15 protein-coding genes are annotated in these 12,866 nt (G+C 66.4%); 10 read left to right on the top strand and 5 right to left on the bottom strand.

Annotated features, from left to right (window positions below):
- Positions 1-44 precede the first annotated feature (44 nt).
- From ACWPV3_RS08940 to ACWPV3_RS08910, 7 genes are all read left to right on the top strand, one after another.
- Positions 45-311, top strand: a complete 267-nt coding sequence (locus ACWPV3_RS08940; protein ID WP_453977642.1) for a hypothetical protein — start codon at positions 45-47, stop codon at positions 309-311.
- Entirely contained in the window at positions 308-748 is a 441-nt protein-coding gene (locus ACWPV3_RS08935; RefSeq protein WP_312571638.1) for a Spy/CpxP family protein refolding chaperone, read from the top strand. Before ACWPV3_RS08940 ends, ACWPV3_RS08935 begins: the two co-directional genes overlap by 4 nt.
- A 9-nt stretch (positions 749-757) precedes the next feature.
- On the top strand, positions 758-1,327 hold the full coding sequence (locus ACWPV3_RS08930; protein WP_008260971.1) for an RNA polymerase sigma factor: 570 nt from the start codon (positions 758-760) through the stop codon (positions 1,325-1,327).
- Positions 1,328-1,455: 128 nt separating this feature from the next.
- The gene (locus tag ACWPV3_RS08925) at positions 1,456-3,267 is read left to right on the top strand and encodes a copper resistance system multicopper oxidase (protein ID WP_453977641.1); all 1,812 of its coding nucleotides are present in this window, start codon (positions 1,456-1,458) and stop codon (positions 3,265-3,267) included.
- Entirely contained in the window at positions 3,264-4,415 is a 1,152-nt protein-coding gene (locus ACWPV3_RS08920) for a copper resistance protein B (protein WP_453977640.1), read from the top strand. Before ACWPV3_RS08925 ends, ACWPV3_RS08920 begins: the two co-directional genes overlap by 4 nt.
- 20 nt (positions 4,416-4,435) lie before the next feature.
- Positions 4,436-4,819: a copper resistance protein CopC gene (locus ACWPV3_RS08915; RefSeq protein WP_183204883.1), complete on the top strand. Its 384-nt coding sequence runs from the start codon at positions 4,436-4,438 to the stop codon at positions 4,817-4,819.
- Between the two features lie 10 nt (positions 4,820-4,829).
- On the top strand, positions 4,830-5,054 hold the full coding sequence (locus tag ACWPV3_RS08910; RefSeq protein WP_426017577.1) for an ammonium transporter family protein: 225 nt from the start codon (positions 4,830-4,832) through the stop codon (positions 5,052-5,054).
- Positions 5,055-5,255: 201 nt separating this feature from the next.
- On the opposite strand, the gene ACWPV3_RS08905 is transcribed toward ACWPV3_RS08910, so the two are convergent.
- The 5 genes from ACWPV3_RS08905 to ACWPV3_RS08885 all read right to left on the bottom strand — a co-directional run bounded on the left by ACWPV3_RS08905 (position 5,256) and on the right by ACWPV3_RS08885 (position 7,655).
- On the bottom strand, positions 5,256-5,573 hold the full coding sequence (locus ACWPV3_RS08905) for a hypothetical protein (protein WP_453977639.1): 318 nt from the start codon (positions 5,571-5,573) through the stop codon (positions 5,256-5,258).
- Positions 5,501-6,340 (bottom strand): acyltransferase family protein, encoded by an 840-nt coding sequence (locus ACWPV3_RS08900; RefSeq protein ID WP_453977638.1) that lies wholly within the window; start codon positions 6,338-6,340, stop codon positions 5,501-5,503. The genes ACWPV3_RS08905 and ACWPV3_RS08900 overlap by 73 nt, the downstream gene beginning before the upstream one ends.
- Positions 6,341-6,628 carry a hypothetical protein gene (locus tag ACWPV3_RS08895; protein WP_453977637.1) on the bottom strand — a complete coding sequence of 96 codons (288 nt, stop codon included), beginning with the start codon at positions 6,626-6,628 and terminating at the stop codon, positions 6,341-6,343. It abuts the gene before it with no gap.
- Positions 6,629-6,955: 327 nt separating this feature from the next.
- A complete protein-coding gene (locus tag ACWPV3_RS08890; RefSeq protein WP_453977636.1) occupies positions 6,956-7,354 on the bottom strand; it encodes a nuclear transport factor 2 family protein in 399 nt (132 codons plus the stop codon).
- Positions 7,355-7,433: 79 nt separating this feature from the next.
- Entirely contained in the window at positions 7,434-7,655 is a 222-nt protein-coding gene (locus ACWPV3_RS08885; RefSeq protein WP_135195822.1) for a helix-turn-helix transcriptional regulator, read from the bottom strand.
- A gap of 538 nt (positions 7,656-8,193) precedes the next feature.
- Here ACWPV3_RS08885 and ACWPV3_RS08880 point away from each other — a divergent pair.
- From ACWPV3_RS08880 to ACWPV3_RS08870, 3 genes are all read left to right on the top strand, one after another.
- Positions 8,194-8,676: an RNA polymerase sigma factor gene (locus ACWPV3_RS08880; protein WP_453978517.1), complete on the top strand. Its 483-nt coding sequence runs from the start codon at positions 8,194-8,196 to the stop codon at positions 8,674-8,676.
- A gap of 10 nt (positions 8,677-8,686) precedes the next feature.
- Complete coding sequence (locus ACWPV3_RS08875; protein WP_453977635.1) at positions 8,687-9,682, top strand: FecR family protein; 996 nt, start codon at positions 8,687-8,689, stop codon at positions 9,680-9,682.
- 110 nt (positions 9,683-9,792) lie between these two features.
- Positions 9,793-12,708, top strand: coding sequence for a TonB-dependent receptor (locus ACWPV3_RS08870; protein ID WP_453977634.1), 2,916 nt, complete (start codon positions 9,793-9,795; stop codon positions 12,706-12,708).
- Positions 12,709-12,866 lie beyond the last annotated feature (158 nt).

Here is a 12,866-nt window from a genome sequence, read left to right as displayed (position 1 = left end):
GTATGGCAGATGGGGCGTGACGCAGGTGCGCAATGACTGACGATATGAATGAATTGATCGCAGCGGTGGGGCCGGGCGACGCCGGCCGGCTGGTCGGCATGGAAGACGCGGTCTGGGTGCGGATCGGCGAACGCAGGGAGCGCGCCCGCATTGGTCAGGTCCGGGTCGCCGCCGTTGCACTCGCGCTGGTGATCGGCGTTGCGAACGGATGGCTGATGCTCATGGCTCCGCGGCCGGAGCCGTCCGAGATGCGGATTTTCTCCGTCTCAGCGGGCTTGTCGCCTCTCTCCGGCCTGGACGTTCGGGGATGACGGCCGCCTGGAAGTCGATCGTTATCACGGCCATCCTGGCCGCGCTGGCCAGCGGCGCGGCGACCTGGGCGAGCGCGACCTGGGTCATGCGGGAGCGGCAGCCGCCAAGCCTGCACAGCGTCGTCCATGAGAAACTCGACCTGAGCCCTGAGCAGGATCGACGGCTCGACGTGGTCGAAGCCCGGTTCGCCGCTCTGCGGCCGGCGCTCGAAGCGGAAGTGCGCGCGGCCAATCGCGAACTGGCGGCCGCCATCGCCGCCAGTGACGGCGACACGCCCCAGGTCCAGGCCGCGGTCGATCATTTCCACGCCGCCATGGGCGATCTGCAGAAGGCGACAATCACCCATGTGTTCGAGATGCGATCCGTCCTGACCCCGGCGCAGGCCGAGGTGTTCGACGCCGCGGTCGTCGAGGCCCTGCACGACGACGCCGGCTAAGCGGCGCGCGTGTGTGCCGAGCAGAGCATCGAGGCCCGTGCGGCGACCGGAGACCGGGCCGCCTTCACCGCCTTGATGGCCGCCACAAAGGCCGATCTCTACCGGTTCGTGCGCCGCTATGTCGGCGACGAGTCCGAAGCGCATGACGTGCTTCAGGAAAGCTATGCGTCCGCCTGGCTCGCCCTGCGGCGGTATGATCCGGCGCGGCCGTTCGACGTCTGGCTTCGCTCCATCGCCCTCAACAAATGTCGAGACTGGGGCCGGCGGCGCGCGGTCCGCCGGGTCGTGCGCGGCGTCATGGGCCTGGAGGCGCCCGAGGCGGCGGCGGTGGGCGACGATGCGCCGTCACCCGAGACACGGCTGGACGATCAGCGCAGGGCCGAAGCTCTGCAACGCGCCTTGCGGGACCTTCCCGACGCCCTGAAGGGGCCGCTTCTGCTCGCCACGCTCGAGGGACGGTCTCACGCCGAGATCGCCTCGATCCTCGGTATTACGCCCAAGGCGGTCGAGACCCGCGTCGCCCGCGCCCGCAAGACCTTGACGGCGGCTTTGGCCCAAGCTTCCGGCGGAAACGCTTGACCTTGCCCTGATGGGAAGATGCACAAGCTGCAATCCCGACGTCTGCGGCATCCTGACGCGAGGGATACGCCGCCCGGCCGCGTATCTGAACGAACGGCTGAATAGCCCGACCAAGGAATTTCTCGCCTATGTCCACGCCCCGCCTCGATCGCCGAACGCTTCTCCGTGGCGCAGCCGCCGGCGGCGGGCTGCTGGGCCTGCAGGGTCTGCTCCCCGCCTGGGCGCAAACCGGATCGGCGGGACTGCGGGCGGATCTTCCGACGCTGACGGGACCGAACATCGACCTGACCGTCGGACACACGCCCTTCACCGTGGGCGGCCGCACCGGCCATGCGGTGACCATCAACGGCGTTCTGCCGGCGCCGCTGCTACGCCTTAGAGAAGGCCAGAACGTCCGGCTAGCGGTGACCAATACGCTGGACGAGGACACCTCAATCCACTGGCACGGCCTGCTCGTCCCGTTCCAGATGGATGGTGTTCCTGGCATCAGCTTCCCCGGCATCAAGGCCCGTGAGACCTTCGTCTACGAGTTCCCGATCAAGCAGTCGGGCACCTTCTGGTATCACAGTCACTCTGGCCTACAGGAGGCGATGGGTCACTACGGCCCAATCGTGATCGACCCGGCGGGCGCCGATCCGGTCGCCTACGACCGCGAGCATGTGCTGGTCCTGTCGGACTGGAGTTTCATGCATCCGCACGAAATCCTGGCCAAGCTGAAGAAGAGCCCGGGTTACTTCAACCAGCAGCGCACCACGCTGGCGGGGCTCATGGACGGCAGCGACCGCATGAGCCTGGAGGAACGGCGCATGTGGGGCCAGATGCGGATGGACCCGCGCGACATCCTCGACGTCAGCGGGTCGACCTACACCTATCTGATCAACGGCCATGGACCGCAGGAGAACTGGACCGGCCTGTTCCGGCCCGGCGAGCGGGTGCGGCTGCGCATCATCAACGCGTCGGCCATGTCCATCTTCAACGTTCGCATCCCGGGCTTGCCGATGACCGTGGTGCAGGCCGACGGCGAGAACGTGCGCCCGGTCGAGACGGACGAGTTCCAGATTTCGGTCGCCGAGACCTACGACGTCATCGTCCAGCCGACCGAGGACCGCGCCTACACCATCGTCTCCGAAGCCATCGACCGGTCCGGCATGGGCCGGGCGACCCTGGCGCCGCGCCTGGGCATGACCGCCGAGGTCCCTCCCCTGCGAGAGGTCCCGAACCTCACCATGCGCGACATGGGCATGGGCGGAATGGATCACGGCGCGATGGGCGACATGTCCGGTATGGATCATGGCGCGATGGCCGGCATGGACCACGCGGCTCCGGCCCAGAACGCGCCCGCGGCCGGCGAAATGGCCGGGATGTCCATGTCGGGCATGAACATGCGCGATCCCGAGAACGCTCCGCCCGACATGGCGGTGGGCGTCGGCGTCGATGCGATCGCCATGGATCCCGCCAACCGTCTGGGTGAGCGTCCGATCGGTCTCACTACCGTCGATCATCGCGTCCTCGTCTACACCGACCTGGTGTCGCTCCAGCCGAACAAGGACCCGCGCCCCCCGTCTCGGACGATGGAGATCCACCTGACAGGCAACATGGAGCGGTTCATGTGGGGCTTCGACGGCCGAAAGTTCAGCGAACTGGTCGAACCGATCCGCTTCGAGCGCAACGAGCGGGTGCGGGTGACCCTGGTCAACGACACCATGATGGCCCACCCGATCCATCTGCATGGTCATTTCTTTGAACTGGTGACCGGCGGACCCACCGGTCACCAGCCCCTCAAGCATACGGTCAACGTCGCGCCCGGCGGCAAGGTGACCTTCGATCTGACCGCCGACGCGCCCGGCGACTGGGCCTTCCACTGCCACATGCTGATGCACATGCACGCCGGCATGTTCAATGTTGTGACGGTGCGGCCCATGGACGGAGCCGCGTCATGAGCCGCCTCGCCGTCGCCCTCGCCCCGCTGGTGCTCGCCGTCAGCGCCTTCAGCGCCCAGGCCCAGGACACTCACACGGGCCACACTATGCCGGCGACCGCGGCGCCGGCCCGACCGGCGCAGGATCCGCACGCCGGTCACGTCATGCCGCCCGCGCAGACGCCGCCCGCCGCGGATCCGCATGCAGGCCACCGGATGCCGGCGCAGCCCGCGCCCGTAGACCCGCAGGCGGGACACCAGATGCCGGCGGCGACGCCCGGCCAGGCTGATCCACACGCGGGCCACGACATGTCGGCCATGTCACCCGCGCAGACCGACCCTCACGCCGGGCATGACATGTCGACCATGAGCATGGGGCCGCCCAATGTGGCGACCAGCGCCGACAACCCCGGCCGTCCTCCGGAGGACCCGCTCCCGCCCGCCGCCCTGGCCGGCCCTGTCCACGCTGCCGATCTCGTCTTCGGCGCCGAGGCCATGGCCGCCTCTCGCCGGACCCTGATTCACGAAAACGGCGACGTCCGCACCACGGCCGTCATTCTCGATCGCCTCGAAGCCGGCTTCGGCGACGGCGGCGAGACCTACCTCTGGGACGTCCAGGGCTGGACGGGCGGCGACATCAACCGCTTCTGGTGGAAATCCGAGGGCGAAGGCGATTTCAACGGCGCGCTCGAGGACGCCGAAGTCCAGGCTCTCTACAGCCGCGCCGTGACGCCCTTCTGGGACCTCCAGGCCGGCGTGCGACAGGACTTCCGGCCCGACGGCGAAGATACGACGCATCTGGTCCTCGGCCTGCAGGGCCTGGCGCCCCATTGGTGGGAAGTCGACGCCGCCGCCTTCCTGTCGACCGACGGCGACCTGACCGCCCGCGTCGAGGCCGAATACGACCTGCGCATCACCCAGCGCCTGATCCTTCAGCCCCGCCTCGAAATCGACGCTTCGGCCAGCGACATTCCGGAACTGGAGATCGGTTCGGGCCTGTCCTCGATCGAGGCCGGCCTGCGACTGCGCTACGAATTCCGCAAGGAGTTCGCCCCCTATGTCGGCATCGAGTGGAGCCGCGCGTTCGGCGATACCGCCGACTACATCGAGGCCCGAGGCGGCGAGACCGACGACACCCGCTTCGTCGTCGGCCTCAAGGCCTGGTTCTAACCGAAGGAGACCACCCCATCATGATCCGCACTCTCGTTGTCACCGCCGCCCTCGCGTTCGCTGGCGCCGCCGCCGCCCAGGACCCGCATGCGGGTCACGCTATGCCGGCCCAGGCCGCTGCGCCCCAATCTGGCATCACGACCGTCCCTGCGAATGGCGCGATGACCCAGGGGTCGCCCGAGCGGTTCAGCGTCACCTTCCCCCACGCCATGGTCCTCAAGACCGTCGCCCTCTCCGCCGAGGGGCAGGCTCCGGTCGACGTCACTGTCCCCGCCGCACCGGCCGCCGCCACCGTCGGCGTGGCTCTTCCGCGCCTCGCGCCGGGCACCTACACTGCCGCCTGGACCGCCGAAGGCCCGGACGGTCACAAGATGTCCGGTTCCGTCAGCTTCATGGTTCACTAGGAGAACGACGATGAAGGTTTCCAACCTGCTGGCCGCCGCCGGCGCGATCCTGACCCTGAGCGCGGGCGCCGCCTTGGCGGTTGAAGGCTGCGATTGTTGCAAGGACATGGCCGCGGACGCCCCCATGACGTGCTGCGACGAGATGAAGACCGAGCCCGCCCCGGCCGAACCCGCGCCGCCCGCGCCGGCGCCGTCGGACACGCCGGCGCCCCAGAGGCACGCCTACCACAACTGATCGACCCGGTCCGATCGTATCTGCAGCCCCTTCGGGGCCGGAACGATCGGACATCAGCTTGTTCCGCTCCGATCCTCGGCGTGCTCCGCGTCGGATAATGACCAGGAATGCCCGCTGGTCACCGGGGATGGAGGCGGCTGGATGAGAGCCCTACACCACGGTGCTGATCCTCAATGACGACTCAACGCGGGTGTTCGGACGTCACAACGGAGCCTGACGATCGAGTCTCCCGGGGGGATTTAGCCAGGTCTGGACCGGACGGTCGAAGCCGTAGCGACACACGGCGGCGGCCACGAAGGCGCCTATGAAGCCGACGCCCCAGAGGCCCCAGCGTACGCCGGACGACCAAACCTCTTGTCCCATGGCGTCGAGCAGGCCGAACCAGACGATGCGGCTCACCTCATTGGTGAGGAACATCGAGAACGACATCAGGGCCAGATGCTTGATCAGCCGCGAGGAGTTGCGCACCGGCACATCGCCGAGCGACAGCAGGCTGAAGTCGCCGAAGGCCTGAAGCACGATGAGAGCGACGGTGGCTCCAACGCCGACCGCCCCGGCCCGGCCCGGCCCGGCGCGACATAAACTCGCGCGCCGTATAAGGCCGCCGCGACGACCAACAGGAAGAGCGGCATGGCGCGGAGAATGCCGTGGCGCATCGGCAGGCGGTAGATCGGATCCCCGAGCCAGAGCGAGGCCGCGACATCGGCGACGACGACGAGGAGGGCCGCGCCGATCACGACAGCGAACGGCGGCCAGCGCCACAGGCCGCGGCAGATCCAGGGCAACAGGAGGTAGCAGCCGATCAGGGCCGAGAGGGTCCAGGTCGGCGCGTTCCACCCTTGCCCGCCCGGCACGCCATAGGCCTGGACCAGCAGCACCTGCGCGGGCAGCTGCGACCAGTCGAACCAGCGCGGATTGCTGGGCGCGATCCCCGCCAGGGCGGTGCCGCCGACGAGCGCGATGAGGATGAGGCTGACGACCAGGTGGGCCGGGACGACCCGCAGCAACCGCTGGCGCGAATAGGCGCGCAGCGAGGCCTGCCCGGCGGCGAACCGGTCGCCGTAGATGCGGGCCAGGACATAGCCGGAGTCGATGATGAAGAAGTCGGTGAGCAGATAGCCGCGCTCGAACACCGGATGCAGCTGTGGCAGCGGGACGGGCGAGGCCTCGCGGAAATGGTAGAGGATGATCAGCGCCCCGACGATAAAACGCAGCGCGTCCAGCCAGCCGCCGCGCGCGATCCGGACGGGGCGAGGCGACGGCTCGGTCAGGGCGGCTTTGGGCATTCAGTCAGTCTTCCGTGGCGCATACCCGGCGACGGCGCTGTGGTGCTCATGTGGATGCAGGACGATCTGGTCTCGCGAAAGATAAAAACCGGTCGTTCCCAAAACCCAAACGACGACCAGGCCACCGACGATCATCAGTCCCGCCCGATCGCGGGGGCCGAACACGAACGAGCAGGCGATCACGCCGCCCAGAATGGCGCCGTAACCAAAATGCAGCGGCACCTTGTGGGCGCCGAGCAGCAGAAGCGCCATGCAGAAGACGAGGCCGCCCGCGGTCTGAGCCAGCATAGGTTTGGGCCGGATGTTCCGCAGACCTCCCGACTGCTGAGTCCCCTTACTTCGTCGGCGAACAGCTCGGGAAACTGGAGCGTGAAGGCGCACGCTCCAAATAAACGCTCGCGCGTTCTTCCGCTGACGGGCTCCGGCCAACCTTAGTCCCACGATCGAGCGCTAAGCATCAGGGTTTGGCTTGGCTCAAACTCCAGTTAGGATGCCAGTCGGCGGGCCTCGACCGGATAGCCTTTGATCTTGAGCCAGGGGACGTTCTGCGTCGGCGGCGATCACGGGTGAAGACGTCGAGCTTCACACAGAAGTTCCCGGCCCGCCCCCTCCCCTTCACCAACGATCAGCACTGAGTCGCCGCCACCGGTCCTTCTCGGACAGCGGCACCTCCGCCAAATCCGCATGGTCGCGCCAGTGCGTAATGACGCCCTGCTCGACCTCAAAGACGCTGATGGCGCGCACGTCCAGCAATCCTCCGCGGCGTGCCGCCAGGAGGTAGGCGCTCTCCGCGATCACGAGATCATCTTCGGCGACGCATTTGAGGATGTGCAGTTCGAAGAGCGAATAGGTTTGGAAGAGCCGGCGCCAGAACCCGAGCAGCGCCGTTCTGCCGATAAGGTCGCCCGCGATGTCGAACCGTGCCGCGACATGCTCGGCAAGATAGGTTTCAAGCCGCCGTACGTCGCGAAATGCGATCTCCTTGGCGAAAGCTTGGACAACAGATCCGGGCATCGACGATATGATCACAGTTCAGATAAGCGAACATGATCCGATTCTTGATCAAAAATCGCGCGCTGCGTGTGGCGCCCCATTAATCCGGTTCAATCACGCCGGCCCGCACTGCGACTGCGACCGCCTCGATTCTTGTCCGGACCCGGAGTTTCGAACAGACTTTTTCCAAATAGCTGTCGACCGTGCGGGGCGACAGTCCAAGGATGCCGCCTATATCCCCGGAACTCTTTCCTCGCGTGACCCAGATGAGGCATTCGAGCTCCCTCGGGCTCAACGCGAAGCGCTGCGATCCGACATCCATTCGATCGTCTGGGGGCATGATTTACCTCGCCTTTGACCGTCGTATCGTGACCCGCCCTCTCCGACCCGACAACGCAAGCCCTTTGCGGCGACTCCGCAAAAATCTTGCGGAAACGCATCAGCCAAACCCGGTCGTTCCGGTCGCGTATCGTGCGTCACGGATGACTTGTCCTGGCGGGTGACGGCGCCTAAACGGGTTGGTGTCGGGCGCCGTCATATAGGGGCGGGACTTGAGCCGGGGCCTGCCTTTGGCGGAGGCGGCGTTTCACCCTGAAGTAGCGGGCCTCTTCGCAGAGGATTCCTCGCCCGACCCCCTCCGCCTTGCACACGGACTCGGTTTGATTCATGCTCAGCCGTCGGCGTTTGCGTCGATAGGGGCCGGGAATCCCCTGTGCGAAGCTCAACCCTTACGACCGCGCCCTGACGCGCGGCGTCCGTCCGCCATCGACCGCGGCGCACCCCTGAGTGCGTCCGGCCCGCGCGAACGCGCTCTCGGATTCCCGCCGTCTGACAGCCGGCTGGAGGTCGCGTTGAGCGATGTGAAGGAGTTGAATCCGGGCGCAGCAGCGAGCCTCAACGGGCTCTACCGCCGCTATTCGGGATGGCTGGAAAAGCGGCTTCGCGGGCGTGTCGGCGTCGACGAGGCGGACGACGTGGTGCAGGAGACCTATCTGCGTCTCACCCCCTATCTCCTTGAGGACATCCGGCACCCAAAGGCGCTGCTCCTTCGGGTTGCGCTAAACCTTGTCCGCGACGAGCATCGCCGTCTGGTCCGGCGTGACAGCGCGTTGCAAGGTGCGGCTCCGATCCTGAGCACGGGGGCTGACGCGCCTGTTGATCGCCTCTATCTCAAGCAAATCCTGCAGACGATGCCGCCTCTCTACAGGGACGTCTTCGTCTTGAGCCGGTTTGACGGTATGACATACCCGGAGATTGCTCTGGCTCACGGGATCAGCTTGGCTACAGTCGAACGACGTATGGCCAAGGCTGTCGAGCACTGCATGGCGCAACTGGACGTCTAAGGCACGAACGATGACTGCCGACAAAGACCTGGACGCAAGACGCCGCGAAGCCGCGTCATGGTTCGCGACCCTCAACCAGAAGCGGGTCGCGGCTTCGGACATCACAGCCTTCAGCCAATGGCGCCGCAAACCGGAGAACGCCGAAGCCTATTCGCGCATCGAGACCATGTGGGAGGCGGCGGGAAGCCTCAAGGGGGACGCCGATATCGCCGCCTTGACGCAGGGTGCGCGCGCTCGAGCCGACGCGTCGCGTCAATCCCAAAGCCGGTTGGCCAAAAGTGTCGTTCCCTTGGGGGCGATCGCCACGATCGCCGCGCTTGCGGTCGGCGTCGCCCTATGGTCCAGCCGCCCTCAGTCTTACGAGACGGATTTAGGGGAGCGCCGGGTGGTGGTCCTGGCTGACGGGTCGCGGGTGACGCTGGACACCGCCTCCAGCATCCGCGTGAAGCTGACCCGCCGGCGACGCGCCGTGGAACTGGCGAGCGGTCAGGCCTTCTTCGAGGTTCGGGGCGATCGTGCGCGCCCGTTCATCGTCAGCGCCGGGGACATCGAAGTGACGGCCGTCGGCACCCGGTTCGACGTGCGTCGATCGGGTGACGGCGCTCAGGTGACCCTCGTCGAGGGCAAGGTCGATGTAAGCGCTCGTTCGGCGGTCTCTCAGGGGTGGTCCCTCACGCCGGGCCAGCAGATCATCACGACCTCGCCGCGTCCCGCCGTCCGAACCGTGGACGTCGCCTCGGAAACGAGTTGGACGGCGGGCCGACTGATCTTCGCTGGCGACACCGTCGAAACCGCCGTCGCCGAGGTCAATCGCTACAGCCGCACCAAGGTCGTTCTTCAGGCGCCTGCCATCTCCCGCATCGCCGTCAGCGGCGCTTTCAACACGGGCGACGTCGAGGGGTTCGTCTCCGCGCTCGTCGAGCTTTATCCCGTCGTCGCCGAGCGTACTCCAACCGGTGAGATCGTCATTCGTGACGCCCCTGCGAAAAATGCGGCGGTGCGCTGAGGGGTTTTGCCGCGCCCCTTCGTCTCTTCCCCGACCCGCGTCTGTGCGGGTATCCATTTCGGGGGAGTGTTATGCGTATCGGTCCTTGTTCCACTGCGCTTGGCGTATTGATGCTCGCTTCGGCGACGCCTGTCATCGCCCAGACGCAAACGGCTGCCGTGCAGTTCCGCGTTCCCGCCGGCCCGCTGCAAACTGCACTGCCCCTGTTCGCGGCTCAAAGCGGCGAGCAAATTCTCTACTCCACCGACCTCGTCGCAGGCCGCCAGTCCCCCGGCGTCAATGGCGCGCTTGGGACGGACCAAGCCCTCACCGCCCTGCTGCAGGGCACCGGACTACGGGCCCGGCGAACGAGCTCCAACACGCTCGTCGTCTTCGATCCCACCGCCCGCGCAGAGGCGACGGATGACGCGATCGAGATCGCGGAAGTGATCGTCACTGGCAGTTTGATCCGCGGCGTCGCCGACGGCCCGTCGCCGGTCATCACCGTTACCCGGGACGATATCGACCGACAGGGGCATGGAACAGTTGCCCAAGCGCTTGCCGCCCTGCCCCAGAACTTTGGCGGCACCGGTAACGATGCCGCAATGAGCAACGGCGGCGACCGGACGGGTACGAACAGCTTTTACGCCTCTGGCGTCAATCTGCGCGGCTTGGGCAGCGATGCGACTCTCGTTCTGGTCAACGGCCGACGAATGGCGGGCACAGGAAACAAGGGCGACTTCGCCGATGTCTCCACAATACCGACCAGCGCCGTGGCCCGCATCGACGTGCTGCTCGATGGTGCGTCAGCGCTTTACGGAGCGGATGCCGTGGGCGGCGTGGTCAACATCATCCTGCGTGAGGACTATGACGGCGCCGAGACGCGGGTCCGGTACGGCGTCACCTCGGATGGGGCGAGCGATGAGCTCCAGATTGCCCACACCGTCGGGAGCCGGTGGTCGTCAGGCTCGATCCTGGGCACCTATGAATACAATGACCGAAGCCGCCTGGCGGCATCCGAGCGGGACCGGGCCGACGACGCGGACTTGCGGCGGTTCGGAGGCTCCGACCGGCGTCGCATCTTCAGCAACCCCGGCAACATCGTCGTCTTCGACGCCGCAGCCGGCGGCTATGTCCCCACCTACGCCATCCCCAGTGGGCAGAATGGCGAAGGCCTGAGCCCGAGTGACTTCATCGTCGGTCAGGGCAATCTCTACAATCACCGCGACGGCCTGAACGTCCTGCCGGAGCAAACCCGACACGGCGCCTATCTGGTCCTCAATCAGGACCTCGGCGACCGCGTCTCGGTCAACGCCGATGTTCGCTATGGCCTGCGCGAGTTCGAGGCGGTGTCTCAAGGGTTTCCAACGACCTTCACCGTGACCGCAGCTAACCCCTATTTTGTGTCTCCGACAGGCGCGACATCACACATCATCGCCTATAATTTCGGCCGCGATCTCGGCAATCCGAGGATCGAAGGCCGCGCCGAAAGCCTGGGCGGTTCGATCGGGGCCAAGATTGATCTGGCAGGAAGCTGGCGGCTGGACGCTTACGCCGCCTACGCGCGCGAATACGGTGAAAACTCGAGCAGCAATCAGCTGAACTCCACCTTCCTTCGCGAGGCGCTCGGCGCGATCGCCGATAATCCGGCGACCAACTACAGCGCACCGCGCGATGGATACTTCAATCCCTTCGCCGACGGCTCGAACAGCTCGCCGGCAGCCTTGGCCTTCATCGGCTCCGGCTGGGCGCGCGGGGTCGGGGAGACGACTGTTTCGTCCGTCAACGCCTTGGCGGACGGGTCCCTGTTCACCCTTCCCGCCGGGGACGCCAAATTGGCCGCGGGCGTCGCCTTCCGCCGCGAGACCTTCGAACGTCAGGACACAAGCTTCACATCAGGCGTAGCGCCGTCGGTCGGCGTCCCCGTCGCCTTCGACCGGGAGGTGGCGTCCGCCTTCGCGGAAGTCCGCATCCCCCTCTTCAGTGCCGCATACCGCCGCGCTGGATTCGAGAGGCTTGAGCTATCGATTGCCGGACGGTTCGAGAACTATTCCGACGCCGGTCAAACGACCAGCCCCAAGGTCGGGGTTCTGTGGCAGCCCTATTCCGAACTGGTGCTGCGCGCCAACTACGGCGAGTCCTTTCGCGCGCCGGCGCTGCGCGAGTTGAACGAGACGGCGGACCAGAGCCCGACGTTCCTCCCGCGCGGATCGCAGCAGGTGCTGGCCGAAATTCTCTACGGCGGCAATCCGGACCTTGAGCCCGAGCAGGCCAAGAGCTGGACGCTTGGCGGAGACTATCGGCCAGCGGCCCTTCCCGGCCTTCGCGTGGGCCTAAATTTGTTCAGGATCGATTTCGACAACCAGATCGGTCAGCCCGCCTTCACGGCCCTCACCACCGCCCTCACCAATCCCGCCCTGTCGGCCTTCGTTCGCATCATCGATCCGATCAACAACGCGCAGGACCGCGCCGACATGCAGGCGTTGCTGGACCTGCCGACGACAGCGCTTGCCGATCTGTTCCCCGCCGAGGCCTATGGCGCCATCGTCGATGCCCGGTTTGTGAACACGTCCAGCGTGCTTCTCGAAGGGATCGACGCCAATCTCGGCTACGCCTTCGACATCGGCGACCACGCGTTCGATCTCGACGCCAACCTGACCTATTTGGACCGGTTCGATACGCAGGCGACCCCGACCGCGCCTGTTCAGTCCGGCATCAATAGTCCCAACCTGCCGGTGGACCTGCGGGCGCGCGCGTCTGCGAGCTGGACCCGTCGCGACTGGGGCGCCTCGGCGGCGGTCAACTACGTCGGGGGCTACCCGGACGTCACGGGTCGCCCCATCGGCTCATGGACGACAGCGGACGTCCAGATACGCTACGCGCCGATGCGCGGACCGCTCGAGGGGACGACGTTGACGGTGAACGTGCAGAACCTTCTCAACACCGATCCGCCCTTCTACGACGCCCCCGAGGGCGTCGCCTACGACGCCGCAAACACCAATGTTCTTGGCCGATTCATCTCCATCCAGTTGACGCGGGCCTGGTGATGAACCCGTTCCTTGGCCTTGCGGCCGCGGCGACCCTTCTGGTCGCCGCGAGCCCGTCCCTTTGTCAGACCTCGGCGCAATCTGGTGACGCTCAGCCTTTCACGCTTGAGGACCTCGTTGGACAAGAAGGCATCGGCAATGTTCGCATCTCCGCGGAC

This window comes from Brevundimonas sp. Marseille-Q4549 (assembly GCF_976940555.1).
This window is presented reverse-complemented; position numbering and strand designations above follow the sequence as displayed.